A 20,728-nucleotide genomic window follows, 5' to 3' on the forward strand; every position below is an offset into this window, starting at 1 on the left:
TCAACCATAGAGATACATAAAACAAAAACCGCCTACATCATACTTATGTGCATGAACATAAGATGCTTAATATGGTGATGACCGATGGAATCAATGCGATATATGTCCCTTGTGTTTAGAGGCGTGGTAGAAGAATACACTAATTCCGGAGCAAGACCTTCCGTTTTCATGGATGGAAGTGGCAGTCTCCAGGTATATCTTTGCGACTCTATAATTGAAGAAAAGAATGAAGAATATGGTAATGATGTCGAATCCGATTACGACGTGAACGGTGGACAATTCACTGATGCTTACAGCTCATACAAGCTACTCACATCTGTTCCATCAGTATCAATGGAAACAAAAGCAGTTCTTGAAAGTGAAACAAAGATCAACTAGACTTACTTTGATTTCCCTATCGGAAAAAAATCTAATTGCAAGGCTTCAGAATTCTGAAGCCCGAAAAGCGGACGAGATATTATGGATTACAAACAACTTCTGAAGGTTCTAAAAAATGCAAAGCATGTCTACAGAGAAGACTATGTGAAAAAGATATTCAGAAGCGCTCACTATGACATGGGACTTTTCGAAACACAACTCAATGAATTCAATGAGACATTGAAAGGAAAGGACTCGGAAATCGCAAAATTGTATATGGATCGCACCATAGTTGCACAGGTAATCAATGATGCATCAATAATTCTGGAAATCGCCAGGGACAATTATTGCCTTAGTCCTGAGCAAAACCAGAACATTATCGAAATGATAGATACACTTGATATTATGAGCGAGAACATCGAAGTCACTGAAGAAGTCAATGCTCTTGCGAAAATGCCTGAAAATACTCAATCCAATATACGTCCAACAAGAAAAGACAAGGTCTTTGCAAACGTCTAACACCTGAGTCAGACACCTTTTTTAGATTCTTAGCCAGCAAGTTTAAGGCATTGAGCACAGAATGTAGTTCATGTCTAAAAGAATCCTGCTTACCAATGATGACGGAGTATACTCTGCTGGCATCAGGGCTGCTTACAAAAGTGTTTCAGACCTTGGGGAAGTTACTGTTTCCGCACCAATGATGCAGCAAAGCGGAGTTGGTCGTTCAATATCTATTTTTGAGCCATTGAGAATTACCAACGCAACAATTGACGGTGTCAAGGTAAACGCCATTGGAGGAACACCGACTGACTCTGTTATCCTCGGCATATATGCCATAATGAAACAAAAACCCGATCTCATCCTTTCAGGATTCAATATTGGAGAGAACATCAGTACCGATACCATCACCACATCAGGAACCATTGGTGCAGCCCTTGAAGGTGCAAGCTATGACATACCAGCCATTGCAGCCTCCATACAGGTTATTGAAGAGCGTGATAAATTCGATGACCACAGGGAATATGAACATGACTTTGAAGTTGCCATCAAAGTCGTAAATAAAATAGCCAGAAACGTATTAAAACATGGACTTCCCGAAAATGTTGACCTGTTGAATGTGAACATACCTCATTTCGTAGAGATGGACACAGATATTGAAATAACCCACCTTTCCCGGAAATTCTTTAAAACAGATGTTGAAGAGAGACTGGACCCTCGTGGAAGACCATATTACTGGATAAATGGTGAGCTCATAATCGACAATGAAGAGGGAACTGACGTAAATGCGGTCATGAACAATGGCAACATATCGGTGACACCCATCTCACTGGATGCAACTTCTCCTATTGATCTTTCTGAAATAGAGCATCTTATCTAGGAATCATAGAAATAGTACTTAAAAATAAAAAGAAAACAAATTTATTTTTTTTATTTACTTATTTATTTTTATCAGGATTTCCTTGCAGTCATCTTCAACACCACGCAAGGTCCCAGTTGCACCAATTACCGTACTTCCAAGAATAGATTTGACAAAATGATTTATTTCGATATCCTTACCATCTACTGTTAGTATTACTTCCATTTTTCAACACCTACTTGTTCCTGTAAAATGGCACACGTTTGCTTACTGCAAGCTGTAGTAGAGAGGGCAGCTCATCCAGGCTTGCATTTGATACATCCACAAGGTCATCATTTGTTAGCAGACACGGTTTTAGTTTTCCATCTGCAGTGACACGAAGCCTGTTGCAGTTTGCACAGAACTCAGTATTATCCACAGGACGTACAAACTCTACTTCTGCACCATTGATTATGTATTTTTTCCTGTGGTGCATATGGCGCACTTTTACATCAGTTGCATTCTTGAGCAGTTTTTTCTCAACCTCATCGGCATTGACCCGATACTGAGCTACGTCCTTAAAGTCCATCAGCTCGATCAACTGGAGGATAACATCACCTTTGTACTGACTCGTGAACTCAAGCATTGAATCCATGTCCGCATCATTGATGTCCTTTAGAAGAACCATATTCAGCTTTACAGGAGTAAGACCTGCATCCACCGCGTCATGAATCCCATCAAGGACTTTTTCAAACGCGCCCTTACTGCAATTAGTAATGGTGCGATATATTTCAGGATCGAGGGTATCAAGACTGACATTTACCCTGTCAAGCCCGGAATCTTTAAGGGACTGTGCCCTGCCCTTCAGCATGGATGCATTGGTTGTTAAAGAAACATCCCTCAATTCAGGTAACGAGGAGAGGATATCCTCAAGATCATTACGTATCAGAGGCTCTCCCCCCGATATTTTTAATTTGTTCACACCAAGGCGCGAGGCTGCGTCCACAATATTGGCGATGTTTTCAACTGACATCTCACCCTTGCTGCCATGGTCACCTTCATTGTGGCAATAGATACAATCGAAATTGCACCTGTTAGTAATGGACATGCGCAGGCTCCTGACGGTACGTCCGTAAGAATCAGTCAGTGCACTACATGTTCCGCATGAATTCATAGCTACGTAGATACACATTCTTTATTTAACTATTTTGAATCATATCCCTGCAGTAATAATACATATATACATAATGGACAAACTAACCTGCATGACAAAAGCTGTTTTGCTTGCAGGTACACACAGTGGCGTGGGAAAAACCACAGTGTCCATGGGAATTATGGCAGCCCTTCGGAAAAGAGAGATGAAAGTGCAGCCATTTAAGGTTGGACCGGATTATATAGACCCTACCTACCATACTGTAATATGTGGCAGACCATCACGAAATCTTGATACATTTATGATGCAGCCCGATGGAGTAAGAAAGGCTTTCTCGAAGAACTCAAAGAACAGTGACATAAATGTCATTGAGGGAGTAATGGGACTTTTTGACGGAATGGGCGCAACCGAAGTTGCCAGCTCGGCGCACGTAGCTAAAACCATTGATGTGCCAGTTGTCCTGGTAGTAAATGTTCACGGAATGTCCCGCAGTGCAGCAGCTATCATAAAGGGCTTCACAGAGTTTGATAAGGATGTCAATATCGCCGGAGTAATACTCAACAGGGTAGGAAGCCCAAGACATTCTCAAATTATTAGGGATGCCATTCCTGAAGAGATACCTGTGATCGGTACCCTCCCCCGCAATCAGGACCTCACAGTACCTTCACGCCACCTTGGACTCCATATGGCGCATGAGCAGCAATTTGATGCATCCCAGCTTGCCGATTTCATCGAGGAGAACATTGACCTGGATGCACTCATCTCCATTGCACAGACCGCACCTGACCAGGATGATGTCATTGAGGAAGCAGAGAGACCTGAAGCAGATGTGAGAATAGGAATTGCAAAAGACGATGCATTTTGTTTCTATTACCAGGATATGTTCGATGCATTTGAAAATGCAGGTGCAGAGGTTGTATTCTTTAGCCCCATGGAAGGAGAACTCCCGGATGTTGACGGCATGTATTTTGGTGGCGGATATCCTGAACTGAATATAGTCGAGCTTGAGAAGTCAAAGACCACAAGATCACTCAAGGACCTTGCAGCCGACGGGATGCCTATGTACGGAGAGTGTGGAGGACTACAATATCTATCCACATCCTATGAGATAGATGGAACAGTCCATAAAATGGCTGATATATTCCCTGCCGAAACAGTCCAGACCAAGAAGCTTCAGGCCCTGGGATACACAGAAGGTATCGCAAACGGGGATTTCATCAAGGGCACCATAAGAGGGCATGAATTCCACTACTCACTGACATACTGTGCCGATGATGCAAAGCTTGCCTATGAGATGAAACGCGGAAAAGGAATAAGAGACGGAATGGACGGTATCACCGAGCATAATTCCCTTGCAAGTTATACTCACGCGCATCCGGCATCCTTCCCGGTAAAGAGTTTTGTGGATAAATGCAGAGAGTATAAACGTAGTTAGGGATAATTTTCCCTTTTTTATTACATAACGTATAGACCACATTATTTTTGCTGAGTTTGTTCAGCAATAACATCCGGCGTTTCCTTTTGCGTTTCCTTTTTTGCATCCCGGCTCTTGAACCAGAGCTTGCGCCTGTAATAGTTCAACGGATGATTGATCTTCTTGCACATCTCGTCGGGTGCGTAGCAGTTGCCGTAAGTCTGCATCGTGGAACATGAAGGAGGCTTGTAGTGAGTACCTGATGACCCTGCGATGTGCTCTATTTGATACCGCGCTTTCTCAATATCAAAATCAGGGGATGCAGTGAAGAGGTTCATTATGTCATCCACAGTCATACCGATGGACAGTAAGAAGGAAGTCATTGCAAACCTCATGGAGTGCGCGAGATTGACTCCTGCCTGGGTGTTTGCTATTGCATGAGTTACACAGGGCGGGAAGAGGTCACTTTCAATTGACTCGAACTCCGAATCGCCAAAATTGCTTTTGCGCTCCTCAAGAGCAGTCCTGATCTCTACCAGATAAGACTCACATGCCTCACATACCTCAGGAGGGACAGAAACAGGAAGGTTGCTCTCTATCCTGTGCTTTATGCCTTCCTGAAGAAGACGTGCGAACTCTTCCTTGGAAATATCCACATTCCCACGGACCATTTTTCTGTTCACAAGTTTCCATTCGATCGCCTTGAGCGAACTGGCCAGTTTGATATAATCAGTGAAATGTACCCTGAAACTCGAATCGTGGAACTGAAACTCAATATCAAAGTCCTGTGCGAAATCCTCAAAGAAAGAAAAATCCTGCGCCTTCAAGGACCTGTAAGATGAAACTGCTTCTGCAAGTGCATAACGCCGGGTCAGGAAAGGATCATCCATACATGATACGAGTATTCTGGAAAAAGGATATGAAAGCAGTTCAAGCAGGATCTTCTGCTCATCGGAGTTAGACATCGATGGCTTGGTGATCTCACCTGCAATGGACTGCAAGACCCTTTCTTTACCCCTTATGCGTGCTGAATCAAATGCACGCGAGGTTATTAAACGGTCGAGAGAAAAATCGAGGCTTTCCACATATCTGGAAGCCTCTGAAATGTAGGGATATAAAGCAATATCTTTGTTGTCCATACCCTTTATTAATCTGATTCAATCCTAGGAGCCAGCAGGTACCCGACCTTTCCTTCCCCGTTTGCGATGCTAAAACTGATCTTAACCGGGAAGTCCTTGCCAAGCTCCATTGTTATCTCATTTGACTTGGAAGCCGGCTTGACAATATCGGAAAGATAGTCAAGTGAGAAAAGAGAGCGTGCATCGCCTGATTTCAGGTCAATAAGCTGATCTTTGGGCATCTCCAGCCTCACACGGTCAGTATCCCCTTCTGCCTCCATGTAGAAGTTATCACCGTCAATACCAAGCAACATATGGTCACTTATCTTTTCAGCAGCTTTGACAGCCCTTTGGAGCTCCTTACCATGCAGAACAACTTCAGTTGGCAACTCCAACTGAGGAATTCTTGGTTCTGCCCTGATAGTTGAAGGATCGAGCAATGCGAGCGTATAGGACAGCCCACCGAGCTTCAGAGACATCTTCTGAGACATCTCATCAAGTTCCATAGTCACCTTGTCATCCTTTCCAGCCACGCCAAAAATATCATTGATCTTTGAGAGATCCATGCCGATCTCACAATCATCGGCACTGAACTCATCGAAAGCACCTGAATTCAGTTCGAAGCTTACCATAGCTACATTAGCAGGGTCCACTGCCCTGACTGAAAGGCCTTCAGGAGATATCCTGAACCTTGCTTCATCAACAAGTACTGAAAGTGTTTCAATTGAACTTTTTAAGGTATCTGCATCAATTGTCGCCTTGAACATCTAGACTCTCCGCCAATAAATTGAATTTCTATGTCATATAACTATAAACTAATAAAAGCTTTCTTTTGAATGAAAGCAAAAACTGACCAACCAGCCAATATTAAGATTCTAATATATTAATCATACTCACGCCAGGTAGTACCACACTTGACACACTTGAAGAAGCGAGTTTCGGATTCATCTGCAGACCTGAGCTGGCGCAACCACCAATATGCTACATTGTGCCCACATTCATCGCACCTGACTGTTGTTGTAGGAAGACCTACGTCTATGTTTCCTTCAAGCACAGTGACTTCTTCCCGGTCAGAACGCTCTGCTTTTGACATAAGTGTTTCGGACCCACTGTCTTTATCTTTTTCATAGCCACACTTTTTACATTTTAATGATCCATCTATAGGGAACATCATACTCTTACATTTTGGACAGAATTCCATCGATTTCGCCTCTTGCCTGATCTAATATCTCATTATGATCGAACGCCATTTCCGGCACCTCATCAACATCAAACAGAAACACGTTTTTTGCATCCGAGCCCGCTATAAGGTCACCATGACCTTTTGATAGGTAACATATACTAACAGTGTGCCCGCGAGGATCGCGTGAAGGTTTTGAATATACTCCAAGCAACTTAACTATTTCTATTGATAAACCGGTTTCCTCTTTTGATTCGCGGATAACAGCATCCTCTGTAGTCTCGCCTATTTCCACAAAACCACCAGGAAATGCAAACTTTCCTTCAAATGGAGGATTTTTCCTTTGGATCAATACTATTTTATCATTAAATAAGATAACAGCATCGACTGCTAATTTTGGTGTAACAGGATACATATGAACAAAAACTTAATACACTACATCAAATATATAGGGGCATACCTATTAAAGGTGCGTATAAATGATAGAGAATATACTATGGATCTCAGTGGCATTAATGTTAATATGTTCAATAATGCCCAAAAAGTACAATATCCGTAAATTGGCAGGATCGGCCGGGTGGATATTTTTCTCAATACACTGGTTCTATCAGCCATTACACTACATGGAGATACAAGATTACTTCAATGTAGCACTGGTCATTACAGTAGGCATCATCTGCCTCATCATAGCTTACACCATGATCAAAGAATACAGATTCCCTGACATGACCGGAATCGGCAATTCAATGGACGTAACATCCATGGCAACAAGTGCAACAGCGCTTGGATCACTCTTTTATTTCCCATTTGCCCAGATGGACTTCCTTAACACGTGGTTAATAGGAACGGTCACTGAAAACACATTATGGGTCCTTCATGCCCTGAGTTATCCGGCAGAAATGACAGCCTGGAATAAAATAGGAATGAACGGATATAAGGTGGAGATAATACTTGCCTGCACAGCCATTGAAAGCATTGCACTATTCATAGGACTAATCGCATCGGTTAGCGCACCATTCAAAAAGGTAGCTGCTGCATTTTTAGCATCAGTCCCAGTAATATACATCCTAAACATCGGAAGAGATGTTTTTGTAATAATTGCCTATGCAGAGCAGTGGTTTGGTCCTAATAGTTTCGAGATAGCCCACCATACTATTGCGAAGATAGGATCAGGTATCGCACTGTTTATCATTGCCTATATTGTAATGAAGATCTTGCCCGAACTTATAGATCTCATAGAGGGCGTATGGCTCCTTATATCCGAATATATCCATAAGGTACTTGACAAGGTGGCAGGGAACAATTAAATGCTTGCAAAAGGTTCAGCCCCATGGTTACTAACAGCTGCTAGCATAAGTGTTGCGGCCGCCATCCTGCAGTTCATGCTAGAGTGGCCTTACATGGACATGATCGCAATAATTGGGTTTGCAGCCACCATATTCTTCATCTTCTTTTTCCGCGATCCTGAAAGAATTGTGGAAGGATGTGAGAGATCGATGGTAGCACCTGCAGACGGAAGGATCGTGGACATAAGAGGACGCAAGATATGCATCTTTATGAACTTCCAGAATGTGCATGTTAACAGGTTCCCAATTCATGGAAAGGTGGTTTCCATTGAACATAAGAAAGGTGGATACATACCTGCATTCTGCAAGGACTCCGATAGGAACGAACGCAGCCATACATTGATAGACACCGAGCACGGCCTGGTCGAAGTTATCCAGATAGCTGGAACAGCCGCACGGAGAATAATCTCTTATGTGAATGAAGGAGATTTTCTGGCCAAAGGGCAGAGGTTTGGAATGATACGTTTTGGCTCCAGAGTTGATGTGACGGTACCGGAGAATTTCGAAATATCCTGCAAGAAAGGGGACAAGGTGTATGCAGGACAGACTGTTATCGCAAAGATAAAACCAAAGGACGTGAATTAAATATTTCAATCATTGAAACTAGCCGATTTCGTCACATTGACAAATGCCCTGTGTGGAGTCGGAGCTATACTCCTGCTGTTGGATGAATTTACATATCTTGCCCCAACACTCATCCTCATTGCCGCCGTAGCAGATGGTGTTGACGGACATCTTTCAAGGTGCATTGCCAGTAGTGACATCGGCGGAAATCTGGATTCTCTTGCAGATGTGATCTCATTCGGACTGGCCCCCATAGTAATCCTTTACTCATTTAACGGAGACAAAGGAGCTTACCTGCTTGTTGCAGCACTTTGTTTTTACTTCCTGTGCGGCATACTGAGACTTGCCAGGTTCAATACGGTACAATCATCTTTTTCATCCTTTAGTGGATTGCCCATCACAGCAGGCGGAATAGTACTTTCATCTTATGTGCTCATGGGGGAGAGATATTTCAACACATATCTGGCAATAATAATAGCCCTTAGCATGGGAATACTGATGATAAGCACCATCACCTACCAGAAAGCAAGACAGACCAAGCTCCTGATAATAATTGCATTGATCTTTGCAGCCATAATAGTATCATTTGCTTTTAATATGGCATATGGACACTTCTTTGCAATCATATTGATGATACTGATGACACTTTATGTGATCTCACCTGTGATCAAAAAAACAACATGAGGAAGATTATGAATACTGAGGATAATATAAGCGACCGTGACAACGTACTTTTTGAAGCAGGTATTAAGCTTGGTGCACTCTACCACCAGTTCACAGGATCACCTGTCAACCTGAAGACTGTAGATAGTCTTGAAATAGCAGTACAAGAAAGCATTTCAGTCCAGCCATGTGTCGAAAGTATCACGGTCTCCATCAACAGGGACATGATACGTTCAAAGCTCAACAGTGAATTTGGATACTGCGAACTTGAAGGACGTATGCTGGATGTCAGGATAACAGCAAGATATGATTCTGCAAAAGTGGACGTAAGCCTTGCATTTGATGAAAAGCTCGACTACCCACTAATGAAAATAGAAAAAATATATTGATCATAGCAGCTTTGAAGCATCCTCAAATGCTGCCACAACCTTCTTATTTTGTTCAGCAGTGCCCACCGTAACGCGGATGAGAGAGTCACCTGCATCCCTGAAGGATTTGCAATCCCTTACAATAATACCCTTTTCGAGCAGACTGACGGTGACATCCTTTGATCTCAAGGGAGAGACATCCACAAGCACGAAGTTTGCCTGGGAATCATATACCTTGAAAGGTATATTCCCCTTAAGGTAATCACGGCCCTCTATGGCACAGTTTATGCTCTTTTTCAGATGGTCCGCATCTGACAGTGCAGCGATGCCTGCAAATACCGCAGGGACGCTGATATTGAAAGGAGTTGCTATTTTCATGTATTCCGCCTTGAGCCATGCAGGCATCAGGCCATATCCAAGTCTCAGACCTGCAAGAGCAAAAGCCTTTGAAAAAGTCCTGCCAATTATGATATTGTCATATTCATTGAGAAGATGAGCAACATTTCCATCAGAGAACTCAATGTATGCCTCATCCACAAAGACAAGTCCCCTAGTGTGTTCCAGAATGGAGCGCAAGTCAGCTTCTTCCACAAGCCTCCCTGTAGGATTGTTTGGTGAGCACAGGAATATGACCTTTGTCCTGTCGGACTCTGCATTCATTATAGCGTCTGTATCAAGACTATAATCCTCATTTAGCTCTACGTAGACCGGCACTGCACCGTTTGCACAGGCAGCAATCCCATAGTATGAAAATGTCGGTGTAGGGATTATTACCTCGTCACCGGCTGATATGAGAAGCCTCATGAGATTATCCAGCAGACCATCCATTCCAGGACCAGATGCACAGATATTCTCCACAGGTAAACCGGTATAGACAGATATTGCATCCACAAGTTCTGATGCATCTGCTGAAGGATAGATGTTCACATCCTTTGCATGATCCACCATAGATTCAATTGCCTTTGTGGATGGACCAAGTACATTCTCGTTGGAACCCAGTTTTATTACCGATGCAGGATGGAAGCCATATTTACTGGCAATCTCTTCAATGGACTTGCCTGGAACGTATTCAGCAATGCCTGCAATCTCCTCCTTGATAAGTTCAGGCCTGCTCAAGCACGCTCACCACCCGATCGATCTCTTCCTTTGTTATAGTAAGAGGAGGAGCAATACGTAATACAGTCTCTGATGTGCAGTTCAACAGCACACCATTCTTGCGCCCATGTTCAACCAGGTCTGCACATTTCCTGTCAAGTTCAACACCCAACATAAGGCCACGGCCACGTACATCCACGACCCCGTCAAGAGACATGTTCTCAAGCTTGTTCCGGAAGTACTCGCCAATTTCTTTTGAGCGCTGCACAAGTTTCTCCTCACGGATGATCTCAATTGAAGCAAGGGCTGCGGCACATGCAAGCGGACCTCCGCCAAAGGTTGCTGCATGCTCCCCACGTCCGAAAGAGATACCTTCACGAGCTGCTATTGCACCCATTGGGAAGCCTCCACCCAGAGCCTTTGCCATTGTCATGATATCAGGCTCAACACCTGAATGGTCTTTGCAGAACCACTCACCAGTCCTGCCAAAACCGGTCTGCACCTCATCGAATATCAAAAGGATTCCGGTTTCATCACATATCTGGCGAACCTCTTTCAGGTAGGAATCAGAAGGAACATTGATACCGCCCTCACCCTGGATAGGTTCCATTATTACAGCTGCCGTATTTTCAGTGATCGCGTCAGCGATCGCCTGGGAATCATTGTAAGGTACAAATAGCTCATCCTGGATCAATGGCTTGAAAGGATTGCGATACATGTCCTTGTAAGTAACCGTAAGAGAACCCAAAGTACGCCCATGGAAAGAGTGTTCTACGGCAATGAAATCCGTTTTACCGGTAGCCACACGTGCCAGCTTCATGGCAGCTTCCACGGCCTCTGTGCCAGAGTTACAGAAGAATACACGCCCCATACCGGTGATATCGATAAGCTGTTCTGCAAGCTCTGCCTGTGCTTCGGTATAGTAGAGATTGGAAACATGTATCAGCTCTTCAGCCTGCTTCTTGAGTGCATCTACCATTTTAGGATGACAGTGACCAATGTTGTTCACAGCGATGCCTGCAACACAATCAATATACTCATTGCCGTTGACATCCCACACGCGGGAACCTGACCCTTTACTAAGTACGATGGGCTGGCGGCCATAGGTCTGCATTACATACTGTGCATCTTTTTCGATAACTGATTCATGGATTGGTAATTGGGAATTAATATGAGATTTCAAGTAAACACCTCTTGATAATAATATGCGAACTGATTTTAAATCTGACTATTGGAAATATACCTCAGATCTTCCGTAATATCATTTAAAAAATGAAAATTGGATGAATTATCTCAATCTAGAGTATCCGTCTGTCAGGCACCCTAATAGCGACATACAGATGATACAGGAAAAAAAGAACAAGTAACTGGAAAAGAATCATCAGAGAACCTACAAGTGTCTCGCTTGTACCATTGACGATAAAAATAGCTGCCGCAAACCATACGAAGAATCCGATGGTCAAAAGAAAGAAATATCCCTTGAGTTTTCCAAACGAAACATATATTCGGGAACGGATAACATCCGCATCGATCTTTATCAGCAAGTTAGAGATCAACAAGGACAAGACAACAATCCCCAGCCTGATAGCAAGGTCAACAAAATTGAACAACTCAATTGCACCCATAAATAAACCCCAGAGATTCGCAGCTAAATGATCAGCTGACGAAGGATGAACATCATATATCCAGTTCCATCAATTCCCTGTCACTAAGAATATTGTCATCTTCCCTCTCAAATACGATACCGCCCTGTGCGCGCATAACACCATCCACACGAGCAGTTTCATGTATGGTTATGCTCTGGGCATTGACCTCGCCGAGAATATGAGTTCCTTTGGCAATGTGCACATTGCCCCGTGAAATAATATTTCCATGAATGATATTATCCTTACCAAGGTAAATATCCTGTATCGTACGAATACTACCATACAATGTTGTCCCATCGTCCATTTCCAGTGAAGAGGCACGAATGTTACCCACAAGCCTGCAATTACTGCCTATGGTAGCCCTGGAAGGTACTCTGATGGAATCAATGGAGATCTTGGAACCGTTGGGAACTATCATACTGTTTAGACCTATTGATTCTAAGTCATCCTCGAAGAGTTCTTCAAGCGCCTTTTCGACTTCTTCATCCTTACCAAGTCTCAGAAGCTCGCTGATGTAGAGGAAGAGATATACCATCACAGGAACTGGATTGCGCACAACTATCCAGCCTTTTGCTTCAAACCCACCGTTAATCTTGACATCGTTTCCAATATCCAGGTCACCTTTTACTATGAGTTTACCGTCAATGGTGACAAACTCACCAATATAGGCATTTGTATCCGTTTTGACATTGCCACCTATCTGGGACCATATATCTACCCTCACATCCGAGGTTGAGATAAGGTCACCGGAAAGTTCCACCCTCTCACCAAGTATGGCGCTGTTCGAGATTATACCGTATTTGATGTCAGAATGATTACCTATAATGACATCCCCATCTACGACTATTGTGTGCTCTTCCATCCTGGTATTATCAGGAATCACAAAAGTCTTGAAAATCTCTTCTTCTATGGTTTCACTCTCCGAACATGGGGATTTTGCTCTAGCAAGTACATTGGTTGCTATGATTTTAATTTTATTCTATGTAATAGATATAGGTATTAATAACTATTCTATGACTGGTCCCTGCCACGCCTGACATCAACCGCTGCACCCTTGTCCAGAACAGATATTTCATGAGGAGAAAGAAGCAACTGACCCGTAGCCAGCAGATCGTCAGACTCGCTTACGACCATTACCTCGTCACCTGCACGAAGTTCAGGGTCAAGGGATAGTACATGTTTTGCAAAAGTTGTCTTACCCTTTGCAACAAAAGGAACCGCATCCCCGCAGACCACTACCCTTCCTTTAGGAGATGGGATTTGACCATGTAAGGTCGCTGCACCTTCAATACTAAGGGTCAGTGTACCGTCTTTTGCACGAGCTGTTGCAATATGTTTGCCTTCATTGAGAATCTGCCTTACACGTTTAGTCTTTGAAAGCTGGAATGTCACACTGTCGGGAAAAAGAGCATTCCCACTCCCTTTTCCAAATTGAAAGTCAGCCATTATGCGGACCTTTTTTAGATTCTTATCGCTGCTCGTCATAGCTGCTAAATAATGCATAAGTATTAAATTGATAGCGGTCCACAGGCATTAAAATGCACATGATTCCTGCTGATTTTGAACAATAGTATATAAGGAATGTCAAACAAATTTATATATAATAATGGCTAACTATAAGATTGAGGAAACGGGAACTGCTTGTAACTGTATTCAAAGATATAGTAACTGTAACCAAGCAAAACCATTCATCCCCTCAAACAACATCCCGTTTCCTCATTGCTCATTTTGATAATATTCAACCATTTAGGCGTGCCTGTGCATGAATTAGCCTAAAAAAAGAAAAATAACAGGTTAATTAGCCTTTTATGACTCCCATTGGAAGTAATCTTGCTACTTTTTTCGCAATTCCAAGATCATGAACCACATTTACGACCTCACTGCTCGATTTGTATACCTGCGGAGCTTCTTCGGCTATTAATGAAGGTTGTGTTGCCCTTACAACAATGCCCCTTGAACCCAGGGACTTCTGCACATCCTCACCACGAAGTTCACGTTTTGCATGCGATCGGCTCATGACACGTCCTGCACCATGACAGGCGCTACCAAAACTGATATCCATGGCATCTTCCGTACCATGCAGAACATAGGATGCAGTACCCATGCTTCCGGGAATTATCACCGGTTGACCTGTTTCACGATAATCTTCAGGCAGATCATGATGTCCCGGTGGGAAAGCGCGTGTGGCGCCCTTCCTGTGAACATATAGTTCCTTCTTTTTCCCATCCACCGTATGTTCTTCGAGTTTGGCGACATTATGCGCCACATCATAGACCAGATCCAGACCCAGATCCCCGAATTCCTTTGCAAAGAAGCGCTCAAATACCTCACGTGACCAGTGCATGATAACATGCCTGTTCACCCAGGCGTAGTTTGCAGCACAAGCCATTGCCTTGAAGTAGTCTTGCGCTTCGGGAGATTGTGCAGGTGCACATGCAAGCTGCTTGTCAGCCAGAGAGATCTTGTATTTTTTGGAGGCCTGAGTAAGTATCTGCAAATGATCTGTGCATATCTGATGACCTGCGCCGCGAGAACCGCAATGGATCATGAAGGTTATCTGCCCTTCCTTCAGACCAAAGGCTTCAGCTGCCTTTTCATCATAGATCTTATCTACATACTGAACTTCAAGGAAGTGATTTCCACTTCCAAGCGTGCCTATCTGTGGTCTGCCACGTTTGCGGGCCTTTATGCTGACCTTTGAGGGATCTGCACCTGGGATCATACCTTTGCTCTCACAGTGCTCCATGTCAGCTACACTGCCATAGCCATTCTCTACAGCCCACTTTACACCTTGAGTGAATACCTCATCCAGTTCCACATCATTAACTCTCAGGCGGCTCTTTGAACCCACCCCTGTAGGGATTGCCTCAAATAATGCATCAAGTAGTTCAGTAAGTACAGGACGCACGTCGTCTTCCATTAGATTGGAACGTATCAGGCGAACTCCACAATTAATATCAAAACCCACACCACCAGGGCTTATAACACCAGTATCCTTATCAAATGCTGCAACCCCGCCTATGGGAAAACCATAACCTATATGTGCGTCAGGCATTGCGAAGGAGTATTTCTGGATTCCCGGAAGTGATGCAACATTTGCCACCTGATCAAGAGCATCCCACTCAAGCGCATCGAGAAGGGACCTTGAAAGAAAGATCCTGCCCGGGACATTCATGCCGGGTTTGAAATCTTCGGGAAGCTCCCATGTATTATCATTGATCCGGGTAAGCACATCGAAAACCGATTTTTCATTTTCCTGTGACATAGTGACTCTTCCTTTTGATAAAATGTATAATTTAGACTATAATTTCAAAGTGTATGAATATATTGATGGTTTGAACGAACAATATAAAATAAATCATGAAATTTCAGAGGACAACGCACATCATGTATCCACAGTTGCCCGAACCATCCAGCCATTATCCGTCTGCCCGATATGCATATCATTATAAGTTGCAGCTTTTACCTCGGTATCGAACTTATGTACGGACAGGTCAATAGGCTCTCCAAAAAGCCTTGCAACAAGGTGACACTCACCCTCCTGCTGCTCAAGGATATCGATAATGAAACCATTAAAAACGATGTTCTCCACTTCAAAAACAAAAAGCACTTCTGAAAGCCAGTCAAAGAGCAAGGCATCCATGTCAGCAGAATTCAATTCGATAGTTTCTGAATGCACATTTTGTACCGTATCCGTGTCGATCATCACATTCATCATTGCAAGAGCCGCATTCTCAAAAGCCTCTTTAAGAGTCTTGCCATAGGCTATGAACTTGGCATCTGCTGTATGTTCCAGATACTCGAATTTTTGATCAGTGGAGGAGGTCATGCACCTAGATTGACCTGACCATAATTAAATCAGTTCCTCACGAAAATAGAACATAATTAAAGCTGCTTCCAGATATGAAGTATCCTCTGAAATGCAGTTATGTGACTGCCTACTGCTATGATAAGGATCATCCAGCCAAGGGACGTGAATCCATATACCTCAAGCGGATAGAAGTAGTACAGCAGCGAAGACAACATGATCAGTACCATCCGATCAGCCCTGCCAATGATCCCACCGTAGTAACGCCCCAGATTCAGTGCCTGTGCCTGCGTTCCAAGATAACTTGTAAGTAGCACACCCACGATTGCAACAGCACCTATCTGCCATTGCACGTGTCCGCCAAAGAATATACCGCAAATTATGAAAACATCCGAATAACGGTCTATGGTATGGTCAAGGAAATCACCTTTTGCACTTGCAACTCCCAGATAGCGTGCCATGAGACCATCCATTGCATCCAGGAATGAGTTCAATGCTACCAGAATACCAGCAACAAGCACCACGGTAGGACTGTCTGTGGAGTAATAATACAGTAAACCGGAAAGAGCTGCAAAAATCAGTGATAAGATTGAAACTGCATTCGGAGATATACCTGCATTTGCCATTGCCTTTGCAATGGGTTCTAGAATCTTTGTGGCGAGGGGCCTGAGTGCATCGAAAGTCATGAATACTGTACCAAATGAACTGTTTTGAGATTTAACTTTTTCCTGAAATACCCGATTCTAGCGATTTTTTGCAAGGTCGTACCAGTATTTTATCTTGCAGGAATGCTCCACCTGAGTTGTCATCACATAAGCCTCGTCCAGTATTTTACCTGTTGCAAATGTACCGTGACTGTATACGATAGCCGCCTTATGGGACGCCAACGTCGATGCCAGGTTTGTGGCAAGTTCATCAGAACCGATGCCTCCTTTGACTATAGGAACATCACCAAGGAAATACTGCCCCTCACTGTCAACAGGCTCGATCTTATCGCCCTGTGCAAGAAGAGACTGAGTTACCGCAAAGGGACAGTGGGCATGTACTATGGCAAGTGCAGGGCTGTTCTTGTAGATGGCACGGTGCACAACAGTCTCTGAAGACGCAATGATATCAAGAGCGCTACTACCTTCAAGGCCAACTTCAACAACACTACTCTCGCCAATCTCATCAAGGGCTGCCCCGCTGCGTGTAATAAGCATCCTGTTACCGACCCTGACACTGATATTGCCAAAATGAGATTCGACAAGTCCATTGTCCACAAGTTTTTTACCTATTCTAGAGATTTCACGCCACATTGACATCACCAAGGGGAAAATAACCATAATATTTATCTGCTATTACGCTATGTAAGGGGTGCTTAACATAAATAGGTGCCTCGATGGCTCAGCCCGGCAGAGCGAGTGATTTGTAATCACTAGGTCGCGTGTTCAAATCACGCTCGAGGCTCTTAATCTTTTTATATCTATTTTTTTAAACTATAAACATGAGTATTATTCTAATTCATAGCGATACCATTTGACACCATCCCCATGAGTGAATAGGCTTATATAATCCCAGACTCACCTTGCGTCATGAACCCAGGTAGCAGTAGAGCAAATATCAAGATTGGATTGAGCGTAGGGATCGTTCTCAAGCAAGACCAGAGAAGCGGGAAAATAACCCAGGGTGTTGTCAAGCGGATCCTGACTAAATCCTCAACTCACCCACACGGAATTAAAGTGCAATTGGAAGATGGCCAGGTGGGAAGAGTGAAGGAGATCCATGGCACTAACTAAAATAGATAAATTGAACCAAAAAAGGCTTTAATACATACAACTCCCCTTTTTAATAAGGGGTCATATAATGAGTGAGAATTTAACCGATACAGGGAAAATGCCTGTGTTATTCATCGGGCATGGTTCGCCCATGAATATAGTTTTGCAGAACAGCTACACCGAGAGCCTTGTTAAACTCGGGAATAAACTGCCACAACCAAAATCCATAATGGTTATTTCGGCACACTGGCTGACAAACGGGACGTATGTCACATGCAATGAAAAACCCAGGACCATCCATGATTTTTACGGATTCCCGCAGGCGTTATATGAAGTTCATTACCAGAGTCCAGGTTCACCCGATAATGCCGAATTTGTGAGCAAGAACGTGAGCAAAGCACAGGTTAAATGCAGCGATGAATGGGGACTGGACCATGCCTCCTGGGCTGTTTTGAAACACATGTACCCTGAAGCCAATATTCCCGTGTTCGAAATGAGCCTTAACTATTCCTTTAACGAGTGGCACCCTAAATTGATCCAACATCATTATGACCTGGCAGCTGAGCTTGGGGAACTGCGCAGAAGAGGAGTTCTGATCATCGGCAGCGGCAATATAGTACATAACCTGGGAGAAATTGATTTTGGCAATGTAGATGCAGAACCTTATGAATGGGCAGTGGAATTCGATGAGAAGGTAAGATCCAATCTGCTATCAGGGAACCATAGGGATCTGATAGAATACCAGAGCATGGGTGAAACAGCCCCTCGGGCAGTGCCGACACTGGACCATTACTTACCCATGATATATGCAATAGCCCTGCAGGAAAAGGACGAGCCTTTAACATTTATCCATGAAGGATTCCAGCATGCATCGGTTTCCATGAGAAGTTTTCAAATTGGATGAGATATGGCAGCCCCACACTTAAGCAATTACTCTGTGCTGCATTCACCATCGTCCATACCACAAGGAACTGTGAAATAGAAAGTACTGCCAACACCATATTCTGACTCGAACCTTATATCGCCACCCAGGATTTTTGCAAGGCCTTTTGAAATAGACATGCCAAGACCAGTTCCATCGTATCTTCTTGAGGGCGAATCATCAACCTGCTGGAAACGTGCAAAAACACAATCGAACTTATCTTCAGGTATACCAATTCCAGTATCTTTCACATAGAATTCCATAATTCTATCGTCCAATATCCTGTAACCAAACTCCACTGAACCCTCCTGCGTAAACTTCATCGCATTGCCCAACAGATTAGTGAGTATCTGGCGAATCTTTTGTTCGTCCGAGCATATCACAGAATCTACATCATTAAGTTCAGTCTCAAGTTCCAGCCCCACAAGAGGAGTCTTGATATCGAATTGTGGCTTAAACACAGAATACAGTTCAAAAAGAATATAATTGACAGCGAACTCCTGTTTAGCTACCGTCATCTGACCTGCTTCTATACTGGATATGTCCATGATATCATTTATAAGAGCTAAGAGCTGGCCACCGCTATTTTTTATGATATCCACATATTGTTCTTTTTTTTCAGCAGATATATCAGGCATCTTAAGCATATCTGAAAAACCAAGTATACCATTAAGAGGAGTACGCAATTCATGACTCACATTGGCAATAAATGCCGACTTCAACCGATCTGCATTCTCAGCCCTCCCCTTGGCAGTCAGTAACTCAGCCTGCGTAGCTTTGAGCTTCTCCTGATTGACCAGAAGCACTGATACCACAATAATCAGGAAGAATATTAAGCCAGAAGTGGCAAGTATCTCTTTTTTGTACAGTTCATAGAATGAAGGATTCTTGTTAATGAAAATACTACCCTTAGGAAGGTCATCTTCGGATATAGAGAAACGTTCAATTTGCTCCCAATCGAACATGAAGTCATGGTCTTTGCTATCTCCTATAGGAATATCCGCAGGTGATTCACCAGCCAGCACCTTTAAGGCAGTCTCGCCTGCATTACTTCCCTCGTTGTAGGCATTCGTCAGTTTGCCCCCAACAATTCCATTTCCAAGATAGAACTCCCATGAAGAATATACAGGTACCTCTGCACTTGCAGCTATCATCCCAATGGATTCCAACATGGTAACCTCATTTCCTTCACTATCCCTATTGAATAAAAGCAAGTAAATAACAGTATCTTCAGAGACATTTGCAACGGTTTCTTGCATCTCATATGCCGTCATATCCTCAAGGTAATGAATCTGCAGAAAATCCTCATAAAAGGCAAAGGCTTGCCTTGTCTGCTCTGTGACTATCTGAGATGTATGCGTATTGTGATCACCTATAACAAGCAGATTCTTTGCCTCAGGATGGGCCTTCAATATGACATTAAGAGTCTGATCAGGTTCGGTAGATTCAATAACACCAGTCATATCGGGCCTGTTCTCAAGCCAGGTCGGATCATAATCGTTGGCTCCGCAGAAAACAACCGGGATATCTGAAGGGAATATCTCAAGCCCGGTCTCTGAAGAGAGGAAATCTATCGCATGGTTATCAGAACATATTATCAGGTCAAACTGATCAGGATCCTTGTATTTCTGCCTATACACTTCCGCAAGGCTAGCAATGTATTCCGGACTGGAATGCCTTTTAGCATCCATATATTCAAAGTATACCTCTGAATCGCGGTAAGGACTACTTTTAAGGACATCTAATATTCCAGCCGTAATATCGTTGGACCATTCATATGTGGGATAGTATGAGTGAAGAATAAGTATCGTTGCAGGTTCATGGTTGGGATCATATGGTTGCTCCTGACCGTAAACACCCTGCGCAGAGACTAGAATGACTCCTCCAAATAACAGGCTCATTACAAGGAATAAAATAAAGGAAATCCTAATCGTTTTTGGCAGTATCATATATTATCAGTTGATAAACGGTAAATTGCGCAATGTTTACACAAAATATTAG

At 43.3% G+C, this 20,728-nt stretch carries 26 protein-coding genes and 1 tRNA gene; 11 read left to right on the forward strand and 16 right to left on the reverse strand.

Going from position 1 to position 20,728, the window contains the following annotated elements; all coding sequences use genetic code 11:
• The first annotated feature begins 84 nt into the window (after positions 1-84).
• The 3 genes from V7O66_RS08365 to surE all read left to right on the forward strand — a co-directional run bounded on the left by V7O66_RS08365 (position 85) and on the right by surE (position 1,735).
• The gene (locus V7O66_RS08365) at positions 85-378 is read left to right on the forward strand and encodes a hypothetical protein (RefSeq protein ID WP_406659852.1); all 294 of its coding nucleotides are present in this window, start codon (positions 85-87) and stop codon (positions 376-378) included.
• Between the two features lie 81 nt (positions 379-459).
• Entirely contained in the window at positions 460-876 is a 417-nt protein-coding gene (locus V7O66_RS08370) for a hypothetical protein (RefSeq protein WP_406659853.1), read from the forward strand.
• A gap of 70 nt (positions 877-946) precedes the next feature.
• On the forward strand, positions 947-1,735 hold the full coding sequence (surE, locus tag V7O66_RS08375) for a 5'/3'-nucleotidase SurE (protein WP_406659854.1): 789 nt from the start codon (positions 947-949) through the stop codon (positions 1,733-1,735).
• Between the two features lie 54 nt (positions 1,736-1,789).
• Here surE and V7O66_RS08380 read toward each other — a convergent pair whose 3' ends face one another.
• Both V7O66_RS08380 and moaA read right to left on the reverse strand, forming a co-directional pair.
• Positions 1,790-1,939, reverse strand: coding sequence for a hypothetical protein (locus tag V7O66_RS08380; protein WP_406659855.1), 150 nt, complete (start codon positions 1,937-1,939; stop codon positions 1,790-1,792).
• A 10-nt stretch (positions 1,940-1,949) separates the two neighbouring features.
• Positions 1,950-2,867 carry a GTP 3',8-cyclase MoaA gene (gene moaA / locus V7O66_RS08385; RefSeq protein ID WP_406659856.1) on the reverse strand — a complete coding sequence of 306 codons (918 nt, stop codon included), beginning with the start codon at positions 2,865-2,867 and terminating at the stop codon, positions 1,950-1,952.
• A 91-nt stretch (positions 2,868-2,958) separates the two neighbouring features.
• Here moaA and V7O66_RS08390 point away from each other — a divergent pair, with 91 nt between their 5' ends.
• On the forward strand, positions 2,959-4,281 hold the full coding sequence (locus V7O66_RS08390; RefSeq protein WP_406659857.1) for a cobyrinate a,c-diamide synthase: 1,323 nt from the start codon (positions 2,959-2,961) through the stop codon (positions 4,279-4,281).
• Positions 4,282-4,322: 41 nt separating this feature from the next.
• Here V7O66_RS08390 and priL read toward each other — a convergent pair whose 3' ends face one another.
• The 4 genes from priL to V7O66_RS08410 form a co-directional block, all read right to left on the reverse strand.
• Entirely contained in the window at positions 4,323-5,399 is a 1,077-nt protein-coding gene (priL, locus tag V7O66_RS08395; protein WP_406659858.1) for a DNA primase regulatory subunit PriL, read from the reverse strand.
• Positions 5,400-5,407: 8 nt separating this feature from the next.
• Positions 5,408-6,145, reverse strand: a complete 738-nt coding sequence (locus V7O66_RS08400) for a DNA polymerase sliding clamp (RefSeq protein WP_406659859.1) — start codon at positions 6,143-6,145, stop codon at positions 5,408-5,410.
• A 116-nt stretch (positions 6,146-6,261) separates the two neighbouring features.
• Positions 6,262-6,579, reverse strand: coding sequence for a transcription factor S (locus tag V7O66_RS08405; protein ID WP_406659860.1), 318 nt, complete (start codon positions 6,577-6,579; stop codon positions 6,262-6,264).
• Entirely contained in the window at positions 6,557-6,973 is a 417-nt protein-coding gene (locus V7O66_RS08410; RefSeq protein WP_406659861.1) for an NUDIX domain-containing protein, read from the reverse strand. Before V7O66_RS08410 ends, V7O66_RS08405 begins: the two co-directional genes overlap by 23 nt.
• A gap of 64 nt (positions 6,974-7,037) precedes the next feature.
• On the opposite strand from V7O66_RS08410, the gene artA reads away from it, so the two are divergent.
• Genes artA through V7O66_RS08430 form a run of 4 tightly spaced genes read left to right on the forward strand, consistent with a single transcriptional unit; the run spans position 7,038 to position 9,520 of the window.
• Positions 7,038-7,865, forward strand: a complete 828-nt coding sequence (artA, locus tag V7O66_RS08415; RefSeq protein WP_406659862.1) for an archaeosortase A — start codon at positions 7,038-7,040, stop codon at positions 7,863-7,865.
• The gene (locus tag V7O66_RS08420; protein ID WP_406659863.1) at positions 7,866-8,489 is read left to right on the forward strand and encodes a phosphatidylserine decarboxylase; all 624 of its coding nucleotides are present in this window, start codon (positions 7,866-7,868) and stop codon (positions 8,487-8,489) included.
• 12 nt (positions 8,490-8,501) lie between these two features.
• Positions 8,502-9,152, forward strand: coding sequence for an archaetidylserine synthase (locus tag V7O66_RS08425; RefSeq protein WP_406659864.1), 651 nt, complete (start codon positions 8,502-8,504; stop codon positions 9,150-9,152).
• 8 nt (positions 9,153-9,160) lie between these two features.
• Positions 9,161-9,520, forward strand: a complete 360-nt coding sequence (locus tag V7O66_RS08430; protein WP_406659865.1) for a dihydroneopterin aldolase family protein — start codon at positions 9,161-9,163, stop codon at positions 9,518-9,520.
• Here V7O66_RS08430 and hisC read toward each other — a convergent pair whose 3' ends face one another.
• The 9 genes from hisC to V7O66_RS08475 all read right to left on the reverse strand — a co-directional run bounded on the left by hisC (position 9,521) and on the right by V7O66_RS08475 (position 17,346).
• Positions 9,521-10,615 (reverse strand): histidinol-phosphate transaminase, encoded by a 1,095-nt coding sequence (gene hisC, locus V7O66_RS08435; protein ID WP_406659866.1) that lies wholly within the window; start codon positions 10,613-10,615, stop codon positions 9,521-9,523.
• Complete coding sequence (locus V7O66_RS08440; RefSeq protein WP_406662616.1) at positions 10,602-11,708, reverse strand: acetylornithine transaminase; 1,107 nt, start codon at positions 11,706-11,708, stop codon at positions 10,602-10,604. Before V7O66_RS08440 ends, hisC begins: the two co-directional genes overlap by 14 nt.
• A 184-nt stretch (positions 11,709-11,892) precedes the next feature.
• On the reverse strand, positions 11,893-12,219 hold the full coding sequence (locus V7O66_RS08445) for a hypothetical protein (RefSeq protein ID WP_406659867.1): 327 nt from the start codon (positions 12,217-12,219) through the stop codon (positions 11,893-11,895).
• A gap of 52 nt (positions 12,220-12,271) precedes the next feature.
• Positions 12,272-13,123, reverse strand: coding sequence for an acyltransferase (locus V7O66_RS08450; RefSeq protein ID WP_406659868.1), 852 nt, complete (start codon positions 13,121-13,123; stop codon positions 12,272-12,274).
• A gap of 128 nt (positions 13,124-13,251) precedes the next feature.
• A complete protein-coding gene (locus V7O66_RS08455) occupies positions 13,252-13,725 on the reverse strand; it encodes a PUA domain-containing protein (RefSeq protein WP_406659869.1) in 474 nt (157 codons plus the stop codon).
• A 313-nt stretch (positions 13,726-14,038) separates the two neighbouring features.
• Positions 14,039-15,505, reverse strand: a complete 1,467-nt coding sequence (locus tag V7O66_RS08460; RefSeq protein WP_406659870.1) for an RtcB family protein — start codon at positions 15,503-15,505, stop codon at positions 14,039-14,041.
• A 120-nt stretch (positions 15,506-15,625) separates the two neighbouring features.
• A complete protein-coding gene (locus V7O66_RS08465) occupies positions 15,626-16,069 on the reverse strand; it encodes an archease (RefSeq protein WP_406659871.1) in 444 nt (147 codons plus the stop codon).
• Between the two features lie 56 nt (positions 16,070-16,125).
• Positions 16,126-16,734, reverse strand: coding sequence for an archaetidylinositol phosphate synthase (pgsA, locus tag V7O66_RS08470; RefSeq protein WP_406659872.1), 609 nt, complete (start codon positions 16,732-16,734; stop codon positions 16,126-16,128).
• A 57-nt stretch (positions 16,735-16,791) separates the two neighbouring features.
• Positions 16,792-17,346: an aldolase gene (locus tag V7O66_RS08475; RefSeq protein ID WP_406659873.1), complete on the reverse strand. Its 555-nt coding sequence runs from the start codon at positions 17,344-17,346 to the stop codon at positions 16,792-16,794.
• 77 nt (positions 17,347-17,423) lie between these two features.
• Here V7O66_RS08475 and V7O66_RS08480 point away from each other — a divergent pair.
• The 3 genes from V7O66_RS08480 (at position 17,424) to ygiD (ending at position 18,709) form a co-directional block, all read left to right on the forward strand.
• Positions 17,424-17,497: transfer RNA gene (locus V7O66_RS08480), tRNA-Thr, on the forward strand.
• A gap of 125 nt (positions 17,498-17,622) precedes the next feature.
• Positions 17,623-17,826 carry a YwbE family protein gene (locus V7O66_RS08485; protein ID WP_406659874.1) on the forward strand — a complete coding sequence of 68 codons (204 nt, stop codon included), beginning with the start codon at positions 17,623-17,625 and terminating at the stop codon, positions 17,824-17,826.
• Positions 17,827-17,893: 67 nt separating this feature from the next.
• Entirely contained in the window at positions 17,894-18,709 is an 816-nt protein-coding gene (gene ygiD, locus V7O66_RS08490; RefSeq protein WP_406659875.1) for a 4,5-DOPA dioxygenase extradiol, read from the forward strand.
• Positions 18,710-18,735: 26 nt separating this feature from the next.
• Here the strand turns inward: ygiD and V7O66_RS08495 are convergent, their stop codons facing one another.
• Complete coding sequence (locus V7O66_RS08495) at positions 18,736-20,628, reverse strand: ABC transporter substrate binding protein (protein ID WP_406659876.1); 1,893 nt, start codon at positions 20,626-20,628, stop codon at positions 18,736-18,738.
• Positions 20,629-20,728 lie beyond the last annotated feature (100 nt).

The organism is Methanolobus sp. ZRKC3 (assembly GCF_045291275.1).
GTDB lineage: Archaea > Halobacteriota > Methanosarcinia > Methanosarcinales > Methanosarcinaceae > Methanolobus.